The organism is Leptolyngbya sp. Cla-17 (genome assembly GCF_016807185.1).
Lineage (GTDB): Bacteria > Cyanobacteriota > Cyanobacteriia > Leptolyngbyales > Leptolyngbyaceae > ULC077BIN1.
Genome location: NZ_JAEVYN010000002.1, coordinates 1,117,749 through 1,138,515 on the forward strand (window position 1 = coordinate 1,117,749; position 20,767 = coordinate 1,138,515).

Here is a 20,767-nt window from a genome sequence, read left to right on the forward strand (position 1 = left end):
GAAGGTCACGTCGTTCCCCAACTGCAACCTAGGGCTGATTCATTCTAGGGGAAGAAAATTCAAGCTAACAGAGGCAGCAATTAATTCGCGTCCCTCCCATCCGACCCATGACCTTGATAGAAGCTCTGCAAACGATTCCAGACCATCGTCGCGGTGCTGGACAGCGCTATCCCCTGTGGGTGTTTCTGCTGTTAATCATTCTGGGCACGATGAGTGGCTACCGAGGGTATCGGGGTTTATCGCGCTTCATGCTCCGCCACCAGGAGCATCTGGCAGAGCGCTTAGGCTTGCGCCGAGCGCAGTTACCGAGTTATTCCACCATTCGACGCTTGTTGATGGAGATTGACTTTAATGCAGTCGCAACCGCCTTTAACCAATGGGCGCAGAGTGCCGGATTGGTTAAAGCTGGAAACAACTGTGCAGTGGATGGCAAAAGCTTAAAGAACACGCTCACCGACACTGACACGGCACAGCAAAACTTTGTCAATGTCGTGTCAGTGTTTCAGTTAGAACAGGGACTGGTGGTGGGACAAGCCGTCTTTGAAAATCAGCATCAGAGCGAGATTAAGGCGGTCTATGAACTGCTGGAACATTTGCAGTTATCTGGGGTAACGGTGAGTTTGGACGCATTGCACACTCAAAAAAACCCGTGGAATTAATTCACAGCCAAGGAAATGATTACGTGATTATAGCGGTTTTCTGTCGGATGAGGTACGGGCAGAATAATAGAGAGCAAGGGTTTGAGCCTTTAGTTTGTACCTCACAGGAGCCGGAAACGCTATAGTGTGAAAGCGAATCAGAAAACGCTTTATCAGCAATTACAAGACCTGGCTCAGAGGGATACGGTGTTCAGTATTCATCTTGATGCCGAACAGACGCGGGACCGTCAAACGACCCGAATTGCTGCGGTTTTTCCCTTGCCAGATAGTCTGAAGCACCTTTGGAGCGGTGCTCAACAAGGAGTGGAGGTGATCCGCCTGGGCAAGCGCCAGGGAGAACCGTACTATGAGCGTCGATACTACATCACCAGTTGGTCGCAGCAGGCAGATGCCTTGCAAGCCCGCATTCGGTCGCATTGGGGGATTGAGAATCCGCTGCATTGGGTCAAAGATGTCGTGCTCGGCGAAGACCAAAGCTCGATTGCAGCGAAACCTGCTGCTACCTTGATGGCGTTCATTCGCAATCTAGTAATTATACGGAATTGCGGAAGGCAGTACTTTTTGACCAGATTAAATTGCTTGAATCCAATCAAAGCCCACTTTGCCTTGAACTATCACAGGATGCTGCATCAACCATTGGCACCGCTTGACTAAGACATCCTCTAAAGCATCAAGATTGTCAAACACTTGATTAGCGATTGCTTCGCGCAGCAAAGACCAGACACATTCAGTGGGTTGCAGTTGGAGGGTATAGGGCAATAGCGGGTAGAAGAAAATGCCGGGGGGCACCTGAAGTTTTTGGCTCATATGCCACGCGGCCTGATCAACCAATAGAATGATCAACTGCTGACGATGGGGATTGACCTGAGCCGCAAATAGCTCTAACGCCATCTGCATCATGGAGACATTGGCACGGGGCAATAAAAGGAAGTAGCTCGCTCCAGTGGCAGGATGGACAAAACCATAGGTGTAGACCCATTGATAGCGGCGAGAATGATGCGCTGATGGGCGTTCTCCTATGGGTGCCCAAACCCGCCTGACAATGGGTTGCAAGCCTAATCGAGCTTCGTCTTCCGCCCAAATTACAATCTCCCGATTGGGAAACAACGAGCGCAACCACGCCACATGACCTGCTAATCCTGCTTTGAACTCTGCTTGCTGCTCAAGGGTTGCGCTTTGATGATGCACCGGATGCGGCACCTGCAAGCTCAACCCCAAACGTCGTAGATACTTCCAGGCTGTTGAGGGGTGTAAGCAAATGCCAAAGTAGGTTTCGATATACTCCCCAACTTTCGGTCCACTCCAGAGTCCGCCATCATCCGGGGCACTCTGTAAGCGTTGCCGCAATAGCCGTTGCTGTTCATCACTTAAAGCCAACCGATTGCCCCCAGGGTTCAAGCGTTGCCGATTGACTAGTCCGACCGCACCCTCGGCGTTGTAGCGACGGGCAATTTTCCGCACTCCACTACAACTGAGTCCACAAATCTCAGCGGTTTGTTCGATGCTCATCGGAGTCTTTGGATGACTGAGCAATCGAATCACCAACCAACGGTTTTTCTCGCCAGCATCTTGGCACTGAACATACCGCTGAGTTAGATCTGCGTAGTCTAGATGAGGGCTAATTTGAGTGCGGGGTCGAGGCATGGACAGAGTACCTTTTTCATCTTGCTAAATGATACTCCCCTACTCAATTCCGTATAAGTTGGTTTAGGAGGCATGATTCCTGGAATTGGGGTTGCCATTCTTGCGGGCGCAGGTGTTTTTATAGGTATTAATGCTCTGCTTGATACAGGAGACACAGCTAAAAAAGCACAATTGCAAACTGAAAGAGAACGCAAAGCTGAACTGGTGATTAAAAATATGCAGGGAGCTGTTAACCAGTTAGTAGAGCAAATTGGCAGTCTTCAGGAAAAAACTACAACCCTCGAAGTGGGCGCTGCCAGTGCAGAAGCTAATCGAGAAGCAATTAAGATTTTGACGGAAAGGTTAAGGTTCATGCAACAGTCAGTTGCAAAGCGAAAACAAGCTTCTGGAGCAGTTTAAGATGCTTTCCGATCAATTTATTGCTGAACTTGGCATTGCTTTACAAGCACAAAATCACGTTCTAAAAAACCTCGACTTAGCAGTTTCCGAAATAGATGCCAAACTAACCGAAGTTGGGCAAAAGCTGACTGGTGTTGATGAAACAACCAATCAACTTCGGGATCTTGAAAGTCTCATGGAGGAGCTAGAAGCCTCTCAAGAATGGATTGAAACAGAAGATTTTGGTGATTTCGATCCAGACCAGATTTTAAGACTGTATGAAAATCGCCAGCAATCTGTTTTTCGAGAACTCACCAAAATCGGCTTCAAAGATTGGGACAGTTTTGTAAGGCAATGCCAAACCTATGCGCTATCTCAAGGAGTCGATCCGTTAGCTCCCTACGAAGGTTTTTTAACGGAAGCAGATCTCAAAAAGCTTCAGAGTGAATCCTATGATGCTCAATACCAATGGGATGCCTGCGACTATTCTTTTGTTGGAGCAAGTGGGATTCTGGCGTTGCTAACAGATGTTCTCCTTGTTCAAATTCCCAAAAATCCTACTGTAATAGGGAATGGAAAATGGCTTGATCAATTGAATCTTACTGCTCGATTGAAAGACTTTAACACCACAGCAAAAGCTGGTCAGACTGATTGATTCTCTCAATGGGCGAGAGAATTAGAAAAAACATGTAAAGTTCCCTATGACGCAAAGAGTTATGCAGGTGCAGATGGAGTGAAACGTGTTGCTGGAATGTCTCCTAAATCACATCGCTATCAGTCTTTAGGGCATGATCCAGTTCTCGGCTTTGTGTTTGGGGTCTTAGATATTATGCGAGGGACAATTACCGGGTTTTCTTACGATAAATTGACCCATACCCATACATGGATGCAAGGAGCCGTTTGGTCTGATCTTGAACCTGTTGGACTGATTGAAGCATTCCTTCGCCAACTTGGACACCTGATTTCTGATGTGGCTACCCCCATGGGTTTGCCAGCACCCTTTATGACATTAATTCAAGGGATTAATGTTGGCAGCTTTGGAAAGAAAGGACGCACGGTTGGAGAACTTGCACGGTGGATGTATCTCAACGGCTATGATTTTCGGCATTTTCTGGTTTCTGGAATCACTCCGGCAGTGATCGAAATCATTCTTCGTGCTTACATCATGCTCCGGCATTACTCTGAACATGGAGAAACGAAGTTTGATCTAGCCTCTCATCCAAAATATAGATCAATGTTACTAGCGGCTCATTCCATTGCAACTGTTGGAAATGCTGGCAAGATAATATTGATGCAGGGCAACCCTCTCGCAATTAATTACGCAGAATGGATGGCTTTTACTCGCTATCTAGTTCCTAGTATTAAGTATTGGGTATTTGATCAGCACCGATTACGTCTAGAACATCTGGAACACATTAACGCCACTGGATGGAATGATCTATTGCAAAGTAGCGATCAGCTAATGACAACTATCGTAAAAGTTGACTTTCCGACAATTTCTTTGGGCACAACTTAAGTTATTCAGTGCAATTAAAAAAGATTTTTAGTCTTTTTAACCAGAACTTATGAGATTTAACGTGACTTTAGATCGGGATAAGGACGAAGTTTGATTGTAGAGTGTCCAAGCATTCCTGGTTGTGTAGACAAGGGCAAACTAAGGACGAAGCAGTTGGAAATATCAAGGATGCGATCGCTTTGGCTTGTATTTCCTTGCAGAGAGAGGTTTGTCGCTCACCCTTGAAACTTAATTAAGTATTGGATGTAACAACCTGTTGAGTCTGGTTGGGCGATCGCCGCTATTCTCTACAATGGGTTCAGACCTTGTGTAGAACCCGCGACTGATTATGGCTAAGACTGTTGGGGATGTAATGACCCATGATCCGATTACAGCGAACCGCGACACGCCGCTGATAGAGGTCATCAAAATATTGGCAGAAAAACGCATTAGCGGGCTGCCCGTAGTCGATGAAAATGGCAAACTAGTCGGCGTAATTTCTGAAACAGATTTAATGTGGCGAGAAACGGGAGCCACTATGCCGCCATACTTCATGTTTTTAGACAGCGTGATCTATCTAGAAAACCCTGCCCAATATGAACGGGAAGTGCATAAAGCGTTGGGTGAAACCGTTGGGGAAGCCATGACAAGTGATCATCTTGTGACGATCACTCGTGATCAGCCGTTGCGAAATGCTGCCCAGTTGATGCACGATCGCAACGTTCATCGCTTGCCTGTAGTCGATGCTGGCGATCGCGTCATTGGCATCCTGACTCGCGGTGACATCATCCGCTCGATGGCAGCAGATCAGGGCTAGGGATTTGGGACTAGAAAAGCGATTTACTTTTTAAAAACAATTTATTAACAAACAATTTTTTATGGACATTACTCCTGATTCAGTTAAAACACTTTTAAATTCAGCCGATCTGGGCGATCGCCTCAGAGCCGTGAACCAAATGCGAACGCTCGACCCCAGCATTACGTTCGGCATGATTTTGCAAGCAGTCGATGATACGAACGCCAGAGTTCGCTATGCCGCCGTGAGCCAGTTATCGTCCTTAGGTAACCAAAATCGGGAGAAAACGTTGGAAACCCTGCGCGATCGCCTGCAAGATGCCGAACCTGACGTGCAAGCCGCAGCGGCGGACTCTATCGGTGCACTTAAATTGACTGAAGCCTTTGAGGATTTGCGATTTCTCTACAACACCAGTTCAGAATGGCTAGTCAAATTCAGCATTGTGGCGGCACTGGGAGAATTGGGCGATCCACGCGGCTTTGAGCTATTAGAAGATTCGATTACATCCCCCAATGAATTGATGCAGATGGCGGCGATCGGGTCCTTTGGCGAATTAGGTGATATCCGTGCTGTGCCGCTACTGATCAATCATGTGGCGAACCCCGATTGGCAAGTCCGCTATCGGGTTGCCCAAGCCCTTGGTCGATTGGCAACTCCTGAAGCCAAAGCGACCCTAGAAACTCTAGCCCAAGATTCCGTAGACCAAGTTGCCGAAGAAGCTAAATCTAGTTTGGCGTGAGTAGACGCATGGTTGAACGGATCTGCTCTGGTATTGTCTATTCTGGAAGGAGTTTGAAAGAGCCGGTTCATCATAGAAAGGTTTGGCATGAATTCGCTGGTTGGGAGAACATTACAGAGCGGCAAATATACCCTAGATCATCTGCTGGGCGAGGGAGGGTTTGGTATTACTTTTCGGGCGACCCATCACTACCTCCAGCAAACGGTTGTGATTAAAACGCTGAATGCGATCAGCCAGGGCATGGAGTTTGCTAAGGTGCAGCAGCAATTTCAAGATGAGGGGCGCAGACTGGCGCTGTGTAGCCATCCTAATATTGTGCGAGTCAGTGACTTTTTTGTAGAAGATGGGATGCCTTACATTGTCATGGACTATATTCCAGGGCAAACCTTAGAAGAGGTTGTGTTTCCCGATCGCCCCTTGCCCGAAGTCACAGCGCTTCACTACATTCGCCAAGTTGCGGCAGCGTTGCAGGTAATTCATACCAATGGTTTACTGCATCGGGATGTCAAGCCCCAAAACATTATGCTGCGTCAGGGCACTCAAGATGTGGTTCTGATTGATTTTGGCATTTCTAGAGAGTTCACCATGGGTGCGACTCAAGCCCACACCAGCATTACCTCGGCTGGCTATGCGCCGATTGAACAATACATGGCACAGGCAAAACGCAGCCCCGCTACGGATATTTATGGTTTGGCAGCAACCCTATATGCTCTGCTGACCGCTCATGCTCCAGTCGCTGCAATTCTGCGCGATCGCCAACCCATGCCGTCTGCTCGCGATCTGGTTCCCCAAATCACCCCAGCGACCAATCAAGCCGTAGTGCGCGGGATGGCAGTCGATGCCCACTATCGTCCCCAAACGGTTGCCGAGTGGTTGAATTTGCTGTCGAGCGCATCTCCCCAGTCTTCGCCGCCTGCCGCCCCTCCTGCTGCCAATGCCATTCCTGCTGCCAATGCCATCCCTGCTGCCAATCCTATCTCCCAGATGGCGACTCAGGCTTACAGTCCAGGGAATCTGCCCTCCCCAGCGATCGCGCCAAATCGCTCAATCGAACCCCAGCGATCGCCGCGAGGAAACTGGCTTTTTGTAGGCGTTGCCATGCTTGCTAGCGCGATTGCTGCCGCACTTGGAGCCGTATGGCACAATGCGCGATCGCCCCAAGTGACTCAACAACCTTCTCCCAGTATCGAAATTCCAGAAAGTGTCACTCCAACCCCCAGCAAACCAACCCCCACGCCTATACTCGCTTCTCCGGCACCTGCGCCACCGCCCAAATCTCCTGAACCGGTCCCTTCCTCCCCATCGCCCCAACCCTCCAGCACCGATAACAGCGGCAGTGCGAGTGTTCCCGTACTCGGCTTGACAACAGGAGTCTCAGAACAATCGATTATTGCTCAATTGGGTGAACCCTCTAAATCAGGCACCGGATATTGGAACAACACCCGCTCTGCCCAATATGATCTGGTTCCCGATCAAGTAACGGTTGCTTACCTGTATGACAAAGACACCAATAAAGTTCGGCAAACAGAAGCTTCCTTTGCCCAATCCATTGATCGCGCTGTCATGATTGAAACCCTCAACGGCATGTTGGATGGTAGCCTCACTGCTCCAATCGAAGAAGGATTCAATAGCGTATGGAAGCGGAACGCCAATCAATATACCTTTTCCACCCCAACCCTCAAAGGCACCATTGAACGCAACGATCGCGATCGCATCTACATCGCCATCTGGGAAGCCGACCTGCACTGAGCGAATGACGTTCGCGTAGCCTCTCCATAGAAAATGGGACGAATGACGATTGCTTGTTAGTAAAGATGCTGTAAATTTTAGGTTGCCAGCGTGATTGCCTGTGACTCAAATCTGACTCGAAATGTCCGATTGTGCGTTAAAGGATTGTGGGCTTGGTAAAGGTTAAAGGATTGTGGGCTTGGTAAAGTAGGATCAATTCTTTCCCCTCAAGAAGCTATGGAATGCCGACTTTGTGGTCATCCTAAGTGTCATAAGCATGGCAAGCTGCCCAATGGACACCAACGCTATTTCTGCCCTCACTGCCAGCAAACCTTCTGTGAGAGCTTTGACACGCTGTACTACTGGCGACGAGTGAGTCCGGAACAAGTTCAGCAGGTGCTACAAGCTCATAGTGAGGGCAGCAGCTTACGAGGGATTAGCCGAATTACAGGCTTGGCATACAACACCGTGGTCAGTATTGTTCGGGCATCGAGTGCCAAGGCTCAGCTAATTCATAACGACCAGGTCAAGCAAGTGGCAACCGCAGAGGTGAGTGCGGATGAGATGTGGTCTTTCGTGCAAAAAAACAGAAGCAATGTCTTTCCAATGAATTAGAAGTGGGAGACTGCTGGATAGGTCTGAGTTTAGCGGACTCCAGTGGACTGATTTTAGCGGCACGAGTGGGCAAGCATACAGACGAACTTATTGAGGAATTGGTAATTAGTACACAGGGAAAAACGGCTTGCAAACAGTGGAACAGTGATGACTGGGGAGGCTATGAACGAGTCCTTCCGCCTGAAATTCTGCACTATGTTGGCAAAGACAAAACGCAGCGCTTAGAGCGAACCAACGGCATCGTCCGACAACAAACTGCTCGATGGCACCGCAGGCAAAACAAGTTCGGCAAGCTGTGGGAGCAAACGAAAGTGACAACACGCTTAGTAGTCAGCTATTTCAATTGGATTTGGCGGCATAGTCGATTCAAAACAACTGCGGCTCAACGAGCAAAACTGGCTGAGCAGCCTTGGACCTGGCAGGATGTCGTTACCTACCCCACAATCCTTTAGTGCACTACCAAATGTCCTTCCCCATGCGCCCCATCCTCTATCTTGCCATCACCAACCACGGCTTTGGACACGCTACTCGTGCCGCTTCTGTTGCCGCCGAGATTCAGCGATTGTGTCCTGAAGTGCTGCTAATTTTGGTGACCACAGCGCCGCGATGGCTGTTAGAGGGCTACATTTCAGGTGACTTCATTTTGCGTCCCCGTGCTTACGATATTGGAGTCATCCAAAGTGACAGCATCACCATGGATAAAGCCGCTACGGTGAAAAAACTTCAGGAGTTAAAAGCGCGTCAGGCTTCTATCATTGCGTCTGAAGTCAACTTTATTAAACAAAATCGAGTGGGGTTAATTCTGGCAGATCTACCGCCCCTAGCGGCTGCGATCGCCAAAGCCGCTAACATTCCCTGCTATATGATGAGTAACTTTGGCTGGGATTTTATTTATCAGGCATGGCAGGATGAATTGCCTGAGTTTGGCGAAATTGTAGAGTGGATTCAGGGCTGTTTTAGCCAATGCGATCGCCTGTTCCGCTTACCCCTCCATGAACCAATGAGCGCCTTTCCCCACATCACCGATGTCGGATTCACGGGTGGCACTCCCTGTTACAGTGCAGAGCAGCTAAAACAACATCTCAATCTCGTTGTACCTAAAGAGCGAACCGTGCTGCTAACCTTTGGCGGTTTGAGCTTAGAGAAAATTCCTTACCAAAACCTGGAACACTTTGCTGATTGGCAGTTCATCACTTTCGATCGCAACGCGCCTGATCTCCCAAACCTAATCAAGCTCAGCAGCCCTCAGTATCGTCCTGTGGATGTGATGTCAGTATGTTCCTGCATGATTTCCAAACCGGGCTACAGCACCTTTTCCGAAGCTTGCCGTCAAAATCTGCCCATTATTTCCATTGTGCGTGATGACTTTGCAGAAGCCTCGGTTTTACTCCGTGCCACCCAAAACTACCTGCCTCACCGAATTCTGCAACCTGCTGAATTTTTTACAGGTACCTGGGAGTTTCTTCATGAACCCTTGCATCCCCCTTTGCAAGCCAGGGAGATAATGACCGACGGCAACCATGAAATTGCCCAAGCCGTACTCAACTTTTTTTCAAAAGGAATACTATAAAGCATTCCCCTGAACCAAAAGAGGTTTCAGTCGCTTATGACTCAGCATCAACAAACGCTGCGGCTTTCAACTACAGGCAAATCCCTCTGCAAAATTACTTCTCAGGTGCAGGCGGTGGTCGCACAGTCAGGCATACAGGTAGGCCTATGCAGTTTGTTTTTACGGCACACTTCCGCTAGCTTGGTGATTCAAGAAAATGCCGACCCAGATGTGCTGAAAGATTTGGAAAACTTTTTTGCCAAGCTAGTGCCAGAGTGGGAAAACTACATTCACAGTACAGAAGGTGCCGATGATATGCCTGCCCATATCCGCACTGTGTTAACCCATACCTCTGAACAAATTCCTATTGCCAATGGTCGCTTACTGCTAGGCGTTTGGCAGGGCATTTATCTGTGGGAGCACCGTCAGCGTGGTTCTAACCGTGAATTGGTGGTGCATATTATGGGCGAATCTTAGCCTTACTTTAAAGAGATTTTCAAATAAGCCTAAGATTCGCTTACTTTTATTTGTTTACGATTTGACACTTTCTTTAACATCTGTTTACAATAGGCGCATAGGTAGGAATGAACTTGGAGTATTTATCATGACCACTGAAAAAATCATCATTGCTGAAGACCGCAACGCTTGGAAATTCGGCTTCACTCCCCAAGCTGAATTGTGGAATGGTCGGTTTGCCATGATTGGGTTTGTATCCGCTTTAGTTACTGAGTTGATGACTAGCCAAGGCGTGCTTCACTTCTTGGGTTTGATGTAGTTTCTCCGAAAAAGCAATAAGTTAGGGAAGTGGGTTTCTCCAGATGAGAAGCCCATTTTTATTGGTTATTTGATGCTTCAGCATCTTCTCTACTAGCCAATAACGAACGGGCTAAGAGAGATAAGTTGGGTTCTGGACGTTGAGATCGCTAATAACCATACACATCTAAAGATATGTATGAAGAAAAATTCTGCCATTCACCTAATTTAAGTGTGATAGGTGGAAACTTTTAGTCTAATAACAAGTTAGTCTGCTTGTATTTCCAACTGAGGCAATAATTGCAGATTTGTGTTGTGTAACGCAAATTAGCCAGTAAATAATATTGAATGCCAGTAGCCATTTGCGGAGAAGTCAGTGAATTTAACATCTGGAGTATCAAAAACCTATCGAAAGCCTTTTGTTCTCGATGAGAATACTCTGCGACGTATTTATGCATTATTAGAAAAGGCAGCAATAGAACTGGCAAGTCCACCTAGCGTTGTATTTCACATTGAGCGAGAAGACGATAGATACTATGAAACAATTAGTATTGACGAAGTTTTGTCAGATCCGAATGTACCTAACAGAAGAATAAATGTTACATCTATAGAGCTAAGAGCTATCAATCAACCAACTCAAGCTTCTCCATATCCTGCAAGAGAATAGATAGTTCAAGTAAGGTTTGAGTTGGATGGTAATGAAGTTCGTATACGCATTGCCACGGAAGATAAAAGTTGGTCGCTATTACTCGCGGATCAGTTAGAGCCTCAGGTACAAAGAACCTTTAATGTAAAAGCGACTCCTCGATGGACACTAGCTCTACTTTTTCTTCCTTTTCTGATTGTAATAGCTAAGTTCTTTGGCTCAATACCATCAAATCACTTCCTTGATTCATTGACTCTTATAACCGCAATGATTCCAGTGCTTATGATTCCGCTTCTTGTTGGCTCCCTAACAGAAACATCAAAATGGTTTGTCACTTTCTTTGGACCGGAATCCGCTTTTATGTGGGGAGAAGAAGCACGATACTATAAAGACAGAGAGCAAACCAGGCAAAATATATTCTGGGCAGTTATAGTTGCATTTATTATTTCTCTTGCAGCAAGTCTTGTATTTTTGTTGATCTTTCCATCCACTTCATAGTGCTAGTGTTTACTGTGATCGCTGGCTATCGCTTCGTTTGAAGCGGACTAATGAGAGATATTGGTAATTGAAGGAGTTAGCTGTAGACGCTCAGGCGAACCCCTAGATGGCTTGAGGTTGTTGACTGGGATGGCGTTATCAGCTTTGCGCTTATAGTGTTGCCTGGAGTTGATCGAGCAAGCCTTCCACATACTTCAGCGCTGCGCTAATGGTAGCGGGGTCTTCTAAATCGACATCTACATATTGCTTCAGTGCCGTCACCTGATCCATACTGCCGCCTGCGGATAGTAGTTCCAGGTAACCCGGAATGAAATCTTTGCCGACTTGCAGATATTTCTGGTAGCAAGCAAGGCTAACGATATTGGAAGCGGTGTATTGATAGCAATAGTAGGGCTTGAAGTAAATGTGTCCAATTCGCGCCCAGTCGTATTGATGTTCTGGCAGCACTTCCACTGCGTCGCCGCAAAGCTCTTGATACAACGACATCCATTGGTCATTCACAAAGGTGTGATCAAAGGTGCCCTGAGTGGCGCGATCGTGCATTGCCAACTCTAGACGACTAATAGTGCTTTGGCGAAACAGCAGGTTGAGTTGATCTTCTAGCTGGCGGGTGATCAGGGTTTTCTTCAGTGCGGGATTGTCCCCAGCTTGCTTAAGCAAGTAATCCAACAGCAACAGTTCGTTGAAGGTTGAAGCAATTTCTGCCAGGATCATGGGTGGATGGCTGTTGAAGTAGGATTGGCGATCGCCAATCCAGGCAAAATGCAGCCCATGCCCCATTTCATGCGCCAGGGTAAACAGAGAATTGTAATCTTCGGTATAGGAAAGCAGCAAATAGCTATGTTTGCCGTGGCTGTACCAGCAAAATGCCCCGCCCCGCTTACCCGGACGGACTTTCGCATCCACCCAATTTTTGAGGAAAAATTCTTCGGCACGACGGGCGTAATTGACATCAAAATCTGCGATCGCCGCTAGCAACGTTTCCACTCCTGCTTTGTAAGGCAATGGCTCTACTGCTTCACTGTCCCACGGCGCATAGACATCGCAAGTGCGAATCGGTTGCCCCAACGCGTTGCCTTTCAGCGTGTAATAGCGCTGCCACAGATCAAAGCGGCTGCGAGTGCCCTCCATAATGGCACGGAAGACTGGCTCCGACACTTCATCCGCCAGCAGTTGTTTGTGCAGGGTCGAATTGTAGCCCCGCATTTGATTTTCTAGCTTGTGATCCTGAGCAACGCTGTTGAGAATATAGGCATAGAGAGAATTGTGCTGTTGCATCACCGATCGCACTGAGCAATAAGCGCTATGGCGAACTTCTGCATTGGGATGAAACAGCAGCGAACCTAATTCTGCTTCAGTGTTGCAAGATTTGCCATCAGGCGTGACGACCGCTTCATAGTTTTGTTCGCCTAGATGCACCGATCTCAGATTGATGAACGCCTGTCGTCCAGTCAAGCTATCTTGATTGCGGGTTTGCTCCACCGATTCAGATAGTTTATAAGGTCTAAATTTAGAGAGGTTGTAAAAATAGTGGCGGTAGGACTGAAGCACAACAGACTGCTCCAATTCGCTATATCTCGCATCGCCCAAATTTTTAAGTTCTAAGTCAAAGAACAAAAGCTGGTTTTCAATTCCCGTCAGTGCTTCCAGCATCTTATCTTGCAGTTGTTTTGCTGCGGTGTTTCGCGTATCTGCTGAGAAGACAAGCGCCGGAAACGCATAAAGAATGCCTGATTGCTGCGCGATCGCCTCCAGTTGTTTCAAGCAATCCGCAACTTGTTCTGCCGTCAAATCCTTCACGTTATCGCGATAGGTATCCCGAAATTGGATGGCTGTTTGCTCAAGCTGCTGTAACTCTTCAGTCAGGCGTGGATCGTCAAATCCCTGGTAAAGATCAGATAAATCCCATTCCTGAGAATTCTCCAGCAGGGTGGGACTATTGAGAGTTGAAAGAGACTGAACCAAGGTAAACTCCTTTTTCCGACTGACCAAAGCGTTACACACGGACAAGAGATCGCGAATTGTAAACAATCCTCTTTATAAAGATAAGATTTTCCTAACCCACTAAGGTTTTCACTCTTGTCTATCTTAGACAGATTTTTAGATATTTAATTCCACTGATTCTAATGCCTGACTCAAGCTTCCCAAATCCTTTTCTTGCCATCAAAGTCCGTACTTTATTTGTGTGGTTAATTTTGGTTTCGATTCTGCTTGTTGTGGTGCTAGGGCTAGGCTTAACCCAGCTCAAACCAGACGATGCAGTGGCAGTTTTGCTGATCTACATTGTGCTGTTTTCTATCCTCAGCGCATGGCTTTTGTTTGAAATTAAAGGGCAGCAAGGAAATCTGAAGCAGTTGGTAGGGCAAATACCTGACAATCCACGCTGGCTAGTGACTGTCGGACTGGTGATTGCTGCCTTGATGTTTTCCTTGGGTTCCTTTCAGATCTTATTTTATCTCTTGGCGTTAGTCGCTCCCTCTTACGTGGAAAGCGTGTTGCAAGGAGTAGCTGCTGCAAGCGACCCACAAACAGCGCTACCAGCACTTTATCCAGGCTTAAATATCTTTACAACGGTGATAGTTGCACCCATTACCGAAGAACTGTTGTTTCGAGGGTTCATTTTGCAGCGGTGGGCAACTAAGTGGAATTTGCCAAGAGGCTTGATTATGTCGTCTATTTTGTTTGGGGTATTGCATCCCAATCCAATCGGGCTGACGATATTTGGATTGCTGATGGGTTTGCTCTACATCAAAACGCGATCGCTGCTCGTGCCGATCTCCTGCCATGCATTAAACAATGGAGTGGCGATCGCCCTTCAATCTTTGCCCACAAAATTTACGTCTGAGACCTCCACTCTCACGCTGGCTGAACTAAAGTCCGGTTTGGGCTTAAGCGTTTTGCTCGTGGCAATATCAGCCCCATTTTTGATCCGCTTCATTGCCAACACCTTTCCCCGTCTCGATGCAGAAATTCCCTACTTGCTGAATCAAGCCCAGAGATGAAGGTGCAGATCAATATTTCGTTTGCATACAAATCATCTTAATAACCGGAATGAATTTGAAAACTCTTGATGATTTGGATAGAGCGAATTCAGCCTGGGAACACTAACGACAGCTTTACGCTTCCAATTCACCTCACTTTCAAACACAACAAATTATGGGACCCCTCATTTTTCTTGTCATGCTCGTGCTGATTCTTGGTGTCATTGTTATGAACGCCTATAACAGCCTGGTGACGCTGCGAAATCGTTTCAAAAATGCCTACAGCCAGATTGATGTTCAGCTTCAACGCCGTTACGACCTGATTCCCAATTTGGTAGAAACTGCTAAAGGGTATATGAAGCATGAACGGGAAACTCTGGAAGCCGTTATCACTGCCAGAAATGCCGCCATGAGTGCCAATAGTCGTGCAGCTCGCAATCCTGGAGATCCGCAAGCGATGCAACAACTAGAATCGGCTGAAGCCGTACTTACAGGCAGTTTAGATCGGTTGCTCGTCTTGTCAGAAGCCTACCCAGATTTGAAAGCCGACCAAAATATGGCGCGGGTGATGGAAGAGTTGACCTCCACAGAAAACCGGGTCGCCTTTGCCCGTCAAGCCTTCAACGATTCAGTCACCGTTTATAACACCAAGCGTGAAGTATTTCCTAGCAATCTGATTGCAGGTCAGTTTAACTTTCAAACGGCAAACTTGCTGGAAGAAGCCGCACCAGAAGTGAGAGTTGCCCCGCGTGTCTCGTTTTAAGAATATATTCACCCTTCGTCATTCACCCTTTCTTGACACTTGGTACTGACTCATGAACTTCTTTGAGCATCAAGACCGTGCCCATCAAAATACTCGTCGGCTGGGGTGGCTATATTTGCTATCTCTGGTTGGCATTATTGGCGCTATCTACCTTGCCCTGTGGCTCATCTGTCGGCTGATTTTGAAGGCAAATATTAGCTTGCTGAGTCCAGGTATGTTGCTAAGCGTGGCAGTGCCAACGTTGCTGCTGATTGGTAGTGGAACCTTGTTTAAGCTCATCCGTTTAAGACAGGGCGGGGCAGCGGTGGCAGAAGAGCTTGGTGGACGATTGGTTGAGCCAGAGAGGGCAACCGTTCAAGAGCAGCAGTTGTTGAATATTGTGGCGGAAATGGCGATCGCATCTGGGATTCCGGCTCCCCAAGTCTTCGTTCTTGACCAAGAAACCAGCATCAACGCCTTTGCGGCTGGCAACTCACCGCAAAAAGCAGCGATTGGGGTGACTCGCGGTTGTTTAGAAGCACTGAATCGGGATGAATTGCAGGGCGTAATTGGGCATGAGTTTAGCCACATTTTGAACGGTGACATGCGGCTAAACATGAAGCTAATTGGCTTGTTGCACGGAATTTTGCTAATCCATATTTTGGGTCGTTTTGTCGTTCGGTATTCGCCCGACATATCATTCAGTTCTGACTCTAAATCTAAAAAAGAGTCTGATTCAGGATCATCTTTTTTCGCGGTTATTGTGTTCGGCATTGCTTTGATCGCTATTGGTGGTTTGGGGTATTTCTTTGGGCGAATTCTGCAAAGTGCGGTCTCGCGGCAGCGCGAGTTTCTAGCGGATGCTTCTGCTGTGCAATTTACTCGCAATCCTGATGGGCTGGCTAGCGCTCTACAAAAAATTGAGTCTCACGCAAATCATGCCAGGGTATCGGCACCTCAAGCGGCGGCAATGAGCCATCTCTTTTTTGGTGAGGCAAATACAAGTTGGTTAGAAGCCGCTTGGTTTTCAACCCATCCCCCCACGCGTCAACGACTCCAGCGATTGAGTGTTGCTGCACGGCGAGTGCCTGCTGAGGTGGCTGTAGGAAATGCGATCGCCACTCCTTCGACCCCTGATCCTACGGCACAGTCAGCCAGCGTGATGGGTTTTACTCCCATAACCTCTACTTCACCGAGCACTTCCAATTCGCCAGTTGCATCAACGCCCCGCAGTCAAGCACCTTTAACCTCAACTCGTTCATCCACTGCGGCATCTTCGCGAGTTGCCCAAGCGCCAGAAAGCTCGCAACAGGGAACTCAAACCTTGGAAGGCGCGATCGCATTTGCCCAGAGCCTTATGCTGGATTGCCAAAATCCTTCCGTTCGCGCCCAGCAAGAAGCATGGCTACAGCAAACTGTGCCTGTTTCACTAGCTGACCTGACTATACAAAGCGGTAAAATCTTAGATACATCCAATCCTCGCTTGCGCCTACCCCTGCTAGATTCGGTCATTCCTGTTTTGCAGCAAGCTACTGCTAGCCAGTTGCAGCAAGTGTTCAAAGTGCTACAGGAATTGGCAACGGTTGACAAACGCTGATCACTCACGGAGTTTGTCATTTACACGGGGCTTCGGCATCGCTTGCAGCCTCGTGTGACGCAACCCGCGATCGCCGCAGAGGCGACGTTGGATCCGGTTTGGCAAGATTGCCTGATGGTTTTAGCTGCTATGGCACGAGTCGGGCACACTGAGCCAGACGCCGTTACCTATGCCTTTCGAACGGGGGCGCATCAGCTACCTGGAGCCAGCAAGCGAGAACTACCTACTACTGCACCCAACGGCAACTTTAGCCATTTGAAAAGCAGCCTCGAACGAATGAGTGTGCTTTCTCCCAAACTGAAACAAACAGTAGTAAGCGCCTGTACGATGATTGCACTGCAAGATCAAATTGTTACGTTGCCAGAGTTGGAGCTGTTATGGGCGATCTCGACTTGTTTAGACTGTCCCTTGCCGTTTTGTTGGCATTCTAAGGACCTAAAGCCACTGCTGCCCACCGCTTAGCAAGAAGCAAAATTCAGGAATTCAAAGATTCTTCAATCATATCCTCAGCTAATACTGGCTCATTAAAATCCTCGCCGCTATCTAAGTCGGGTGCAAGCATGGAAAGACTGGTGGGATCGAGTGCCAAATTGCGGCGGCGCAACGCCGGTGGAAACCCAGGGCGAATTTCTAGGGCGCGATCATAACTAGCAATAGCAGCTTTGTAATCCCCAATGTGGCTGAGGGCAACCCCACGACTGTACCAAGCGGGATAAAAGGTAGGATTTATTTCTAATGCGCGATCGTAGCTAGAAACAGCGACCTCATTTCGTCCTAAGTGCCCCAAGATAACGCCTCGCCCATACCAAGATTCATATAAGTTGGGATTATGTTGCACCGCTTTGTCATAGCTAGTAATGGCTTTGGCATACATGCCAAGTTTGCGGAAGGCTACGCCACGACTGTGCCAAGCTCTTGCAAACTTGGCATCTAGGATGATCGCTTTGTCATAGCTAGCGATCGCCGCTTCGTACTGCCCTGCTTTGTGGAGGGTGCTGCCCCAGTTATACCAGCCTTCGCGCAAATTGGGTTTGAGCGCTAAAGCTTCACGATAGCTGGCGATCGCGTCATCATATCGCCCTAGAGCATCTAACGCATTACCCCGGTTGTACCAGGCTTCATAAAGATTGGGCTTGATTTGTAGGGCATTATCATAACTAGCAACGGCTTCCTCATGCCGTTTCAGCTTATGCAATACATTGCCGTGGTTGTAGTAGGCAGCATACCAGTCTGATTTAACCGCCAGCACGCGATCGTAGCTTCCCAAGGCTTCGGCATAGCGTTTCAGCAGATTCAAAATGTTGGCGCGATTGTACCAAGCATTGGAGTAGTGAGGGCGAAACTCGATCGCTTTGTCATAGCTAGCGATCGCATCTTCATATTTTCTTTGCTTGAAAAGAATAATTGCTCGGTTATACCAAGACCTAGCGTACTCTGGCTCCAACTCCAACGCCCGATCAAAGCTATCGAGCGCTGCTTCGTGGCAATTTGATTTCTCCAGTGCATTGCCCCGGTTATACCAGGCTTGATGGAAATCTGGGCATAGTTTAATGGCTTTGTCATAACTGGCGATCGCGGCTTCGTAGCTACCCAAGCTAAACAACGCCATGCCATGGCTGTTTAAAGCTTCTGGATAATTCAGCTTCAAATCGATCGCTTGCTGAAAGCAACTCGCTGCCTCCGCATAGCGCTGTGATTCATAAAACGCAACGCCCTTGAAATACCAAGTTTCATGCCAGGTAGGATAAAGCTGTAACGCACGCTCAAAGCTGATAATCGCCTCATCATACGCACCCGCTTGGCTCAGTTGCAGCCCTTGTTGAAGAAAAAATCCGGCTTCCGACTTTAAACTACGGGGCATGGCGTTAATTGAAAATTTCCACTAGCTTTACACCAGCGTACTACTCGAAGACAGATATAGTAGGGCGATCGCAGACTTTCAGGTGAAAAATAGCCAGTGACAACCACGTGGTTAGAACCGTTAGTGCGTAATATCGTTTCTAACTCAAATCAGTCGCCATAGCCCTACTTACAGCGCTTATCCTATGAAGTATTTATTTTTAGTATGTTGCCAGGGTAGGAATGGATTATAAAGAAAGATGAAATTCTTTAGTATTTATTCGAGGGAGCTATTCACTATTAAAATCCTTTTACCAAAAATATAAATCGGTCATAGGAATATCAAGAATTTGGGCGTTGTTGGATGTAGGTATGATCTCCCTCATTCTCAGCTTTTCTTCTTAAGGAAAAGAGGGTTGAAATCTAATTCCTCTCCTTTTGGAAGAGAGAAATCGATTGAGCGTTCTTGCTTTTGGTTAAGCAACACCAAAGGTTTCAACTATAATCCTGCATTAGAAAATTCTTCGTCCATGGTGTCTTCCTGATTTTGCAACTGTTTAGACTGCGCTGTGAACGCTCCCACCCATATCTCCTACTTAACCGCCGAAAAGAGACAGCATATAGATGATTAATCAAAGGGTAGGTCGATCTCAGCGTCTAGCCTGGTTAGAAGGAATTCGCATCCTTGCAGTGGTGATGCTACTGCTCTACTACGCCCAAATGGGCTTTACGGGATCTGCTTATACCCCTCAGCCAACCGGATTAGATAGTAATATGCGCCACTTGGCGACGGCAATGAGTACCTTCCCTAAGCAAGGAGCATTGCCCTATTTTTTGAGCTTACCGTCCTGGTTTGGGTTTCAGTTTGTTGATGTGTTCGTTCTCATCAGCGGCTTTAGTTTAGTGTTGTCACTCAAAGAAAAGCCCTTAAATGTCGGAATTTTCTTAAAGCGACGACTGGCTCAAGTTCTGTTTCCTTTTTGGGCAGTAGCGTGGCTATCCTTTCCGCTGCTGTGGGCGATCGCCATGGCGTTTAAGACTGCTTTCCCCAATCCCTGGTATGTTTTTGCAGGCATAAGTTTTCCTTTGGTGTATGACTACAACGGGAAAATGCTGATGGCAACTAGTGGGTCTTGGTGGTTTGTTTCGCTCATTTTTAGTTTTGCTATTCTGTTTCCATTTCTGTGGCAGTTGCTACAGCGTTGGGGAGCCGCAAATTTAGTTATAGTCTGTGTCTTACTCACACTTGGCTATCGAGCGATCGCGGTTTACATCTTAGGAGGACACCCCAGTTATGTGATTTGGGATACTCCAGCAGGCTGGCAACCCTTCGCCCTGTTTCTGTCTAAACTTGGCACCTTCGTGATCGGTATATCAGTCGGGAATTCCTATCTAAAAGACGAAGGACCCGTTTATTGGGGTTCTCCCCATGCCTTAACCATCGGCGCGGTCGTTTACATTGCTGGTTTCATTTGTCAGTTTTACACCTGGGGATGGATTTTTGCAGACCTGCTGCTGTCCATTGGCTTGAGTTTGGGCTGCATGGTCATGTGTCGCATCTTGGCAGGGCAGCGTCAAATAGCCTCATTCTTTATTGCAATGGGCGGCTATAGTTACACTTTTTTTCTAATGCATGGCTTAGTTGTCGATCGCATTTTGCAATTGGTCGTTCAAGGAGATGCAACACGGTATGCTGTGATGCTGCCCATTATGATTGGCAGCACGCTTATTCTGGCGGTTCTGACGGTCTATACCAGTCCTTTAATTCAACGGATTGCATTAGGTTTGCTGCGAGATGTGGACTATGTATTAACTACATCGCCTTCGTTGCAGCGCCGTTTTAAGGAGCCGCAAGTGGGGGATGAAGTGTGTTATCGGAGTGAGGCAGGGTGGATTGTGCTGAAAGTAGAAAAGCTATTGGATGAGCAGGAATTTTTTCTTTGCCAGGTAAGCGATGGTCGGCGATCGCTTTGGGTCAATGAAGACGATCTGAAACCTGCCAGAAAACACTTCCGCTGATGAGAAGTCATAAGTACTCATTTATTCCAGTAATGGCATTTACATTGGACTGCCTACCGATGAGCTTACCAATGTACCTACCGATGGCT

Annotated in this window: 20 protein-coding genes and 1 pseudogene; 18 read left to right on the forward strand and 3 right to left on the reverse strand. The window is 47.5% G+C overall.

What is annotated here, in order from left to right; translation table 11 throughout:
* The first annotated feature begins 107 nt into the window (after positions 1 to 107).
* Positions 108 to 1,313, forward strand: a pseudogene (locus JOY44_RS31460) (ISAs1 family transposase).
* Here the strand turns inward: JOY44_RS31460 and JOY44_RS16295 are convergent.
* Positions 1,230 to 2,303, reverse strand: a complete 1,074-nt coding sequence (locus tag JOY44_RS16295; RefSeq protein ID WP_171574692.1) for an IS630 family transposase — start codon at positions 2,301 to 2,303, stop codon at positions 1,230 to 1,232. The pseudogene JOY44_RS31460 and the gene JOY44_RS16295 overlap by 84 nt on opposite strands.
* Before the next feature lie 72 nt (positions 2,304 to 2,375).
* On the opposite strand from JOY44_RS16295, the gene JOY44_RS16300 reads away from it, so the two are divergent.
* The 12 genes from JOY44_RS16300 (at position 2,376) to JOY44_RS16355 (ending at position 11,500) form a co-directional block, all read left to right on the forward strand.
* A complete protein-coding gene (locus JOY44_RS16300) occupies positions 2,376 to 2,702 on the forward strand; it encodes a hypothetical protein (protein ID WP_171574693.1) in 327 nt (108 codons plus the stop codon).
* Position 2,703: 1 nt separating this feature from the next.
* Positions 2,704 to 3,336: a hypothetical protein gene (locus tag JOY44_RS16305; protein ID WP_197985493.1), complete on the forward strand. Its 633-nt coding sequence runs from the start codon at positions 2,704 to 2,706 to the stop codon at positions 3,334 to 3,336.
* Between the two features lie 78 nt (positions 3,337 to 3,414).
* A complete protein-coding gene (locus JOY44_RS16310; protein WP_197985494.1) occupies positions 3,415 to 4,197 on the forward strand; it encodes a hypothetical protein in 783 nt (260 codons plus the stop codon).
* Between the two features lie 328 nt (positions 4,198 to 4,525).
* Entirely contained in the window at positions 4,526 to 4,993 is a 468-nt protein-coding gene (locus tag JOY44_RS16315; RefSeq protein ID WP_171574694.1) for a CBS domain-containing protein, read from the forward strand.
* A 61-nt stretch (positions 4,994 to 5,054) separates the two neighbouring features.
* A complete protein-coding gene (gene nblB, locus JOY44_RS16320) occupies positions 5,055 to 5,711 on the forward strand; it encodes a phycobilisome degradation protein NblB (RefSeq protein WP_171574695.1) in 657 nt (218 codons plus the stop codon).
* 87 nt (positions 5,712 to 5,798) lie between these two features.
* The gene (locus JOY44_RS16325; protein WP_171574696.1) at positions 5,799 to 7,460 is read left to right on the forward strand and encodes a serine/threonine protein kinase; all 1,662 of its coding nucleotides are present in this window, start codon (positions 5,799 to 5,801) and stop codon (positions 7,458 to 7,460) included.
* 216 nt (positions 7,461 to 7,676) lie between these two features.
* Positions 7,677 to 8,506, forward strand: a protein-coding gene (locus JOY44_RS16330) for an IS1 family transposase (protein WP_171573290.1) whose coding sequence is annotated in 2 segments (ribosomal slippage) — positions 7,677 to 8,018 and positions 8,021 to 8,506 — 828 coding nt in all. Because the reading frame shifts where the segments join, the coding sequence is not laid out codon by codon here.
* Between the two features lie 11 nt (positions 8,507 to 8,517).
* Positions 8,518 to 9,624 carry a hypothetical protein gene (locus JOY44_RS16335; RefSeq protein WP_197985495.1) on the forward strand — a complete coding sequence of 369 codons (1,107 nt, stop codon included), beginning with the start codon at positions 8,518 to 8,520 and terminating at the stop codon, positions 9,622 to 9,624.
* Between the two features lie 36 nt (positions 9,625 to 9,660).
* Positions 9,661 to 10,080, forward strand: a complete 420-nt coding sequence (locus JOY44_RS16340) for a secondary thiamine-phosphate synthase enzyme YjbQ (RefSeq protein ID WP_171574697.1) — start codon at positions 9,661 to 9,663, stop codon at positions 10,078 to 10,080.
* Between the two features lie 127 nt (positions 10,081 to 10,207).
* The gene (locus JOY44_RS16345; protein WP_171574698.1) at positions 10,208 to 10,378 is read left to right on the forward strand and encodes a chlorophyll a/b-binding protein; all 171 of its coding nucleotides are present in this window, start codon (positions 10,208 to 10,210) and stop codon (positions 10,376 to 10,378) included.
* A 354-nt stretch (positions 10,379 to 10,732) separates the two neighbouring features.
* Complete coding sequence (locus JOY44_RS16350; protein WP_171574699.1) at positions 10,733 to 11,023, forward strand: hypothetical protein; 291 nt, start codon at positions 10,733 to 10,735, stop codon at positions 11,021 to 11,023.
* 21 nt (positions 11,024 to 11,044) lie between these two features.
* Positions 11,045 to 11,500, forward strand: coding sequence for a hypothetical protein (locus JOY44_RS16355; protein WP_171574700.1), 456 nt, complete (start codon positions 11,045 to 11,047; stop codon positions 11,498 to 11,500).
* A gap of 150 nt (positions 11,501 to 11,650) precedes the next feature.
* On the opposite strand, the gene JOY44_RS16360 is transcribed toward JOY44_RS16355, so the two are convergent.
* Positions 11,651 to 13,465 carry a M3 family oligoendopeptidase gene (locus JOY44_RS16360; RefSeq protein ID WP_171574701.1) on the reverse strand — a complete coding sequence of 605 codons (1,815 nt, stop codon included), beginning with the start codon at positions 13,463 to 13,465 and terminating at the stop codon, positions 11,651 to 11,653.
* A 161-nt stretch (positions 13,466 to 13,626) separates the two neighbouring features.
* Here JOY44_RS16360 and JOY44_RS16365 point away from each other — a divergent pair, with 161 nt between their 5' ends.
* The 4 genes from JOY44_RS16365 to JOY44_RS16380 all read left to right on the forward strand — a co-directional run bounded on the left by JOY44_RS16365 (position 13,627) and on the right by JOY44_RS16380 (position 17,282).
* On the forward strand, positions 13,627 to 14,502 hold the full coding sequence (locus JOY44_RS16365; protein WP_171574702.1) for a CPBP family intramembrane glutamic endopeptidase: 876 nt from the start codon (positions 13,627 to 13,629) through the stop codon (positions 14,500 to 14,502).
* Positions 14,503 to 14,656: 154 nt separating this feature from the next.
* On the forward strand, positions 14,657 to 15,244 hold the full coding sequence (locus JOY44_RS16370; RefSeq protein WP_171574703.1) for a LemA family protein: 588 nt from the start codon (positions 14,657 to 14,659) through the stop codon (positions 15,242 to 15,244).
* A 52-nt stretch (positions 15,245 to 15,296) separates the two neighbouring features.
* The gene (locus tag JOY44_RS16375) at positions 15,297 to 16,820 is read left to right on the forward strand and encodes a M48 family metallopeptidase (protein ID WP_171574704.1); all 1,524 of its coding nucleotides are present in this window, start codon (positions 15,297 to 15,299) and stop codon (positions 16,818 to 16,820) included.
* Between the two features lie 54 nt (positions 16,821 to 16,874).
* Positions 16,875 to 17,282, forward strand: a complete 408-nt coding sequence (locus tag JOY44_RS16380; RefSeq protein ID WP_203032037.1) for a hypothetical protein — start codon at positions 16,875 to 16,877, stop codon at positions 17,280 to 17,282.
* A 13-nt stretch (positions 17,283 to 17,295) separates the two neighbouring features.
* On the opposite strand, the gene JOY44_RS16385 is transcribed toward JOY44_RS16380, so the two are convergent.
* Positions 17,296 to 18,681 (reverse strand): tetratricopeptide repeat protein, encoded by a 1,386-nt coding sequence (locus tag JOY44_RS16385; protein WP_171574706.1) that lies wholly within the window; start codon positions 18,679 to 18,681, stop codon positions 17,296 to 17,298.
* A 602-nt stretch (positions 18,682 to 19,283) separates the two neighbouring features.
* Between JOY44_RS16385 and JOY44_RS16390 the strand changes: the two genes are divergently transcribed.
* Complete coding sequence (locus JOY44_RS16390) at positions 19,284 to 20,678, forward strand: acyltransferase family protein (RefSeq protein ID WP_171574707.1); 1,395 nt, start codon at positions 19,284 to 19,286, stop codon at positions 20,676 to 20,678.
* Positions 20,679 to 20,767 lie beyond the last annotated feature (89 nt).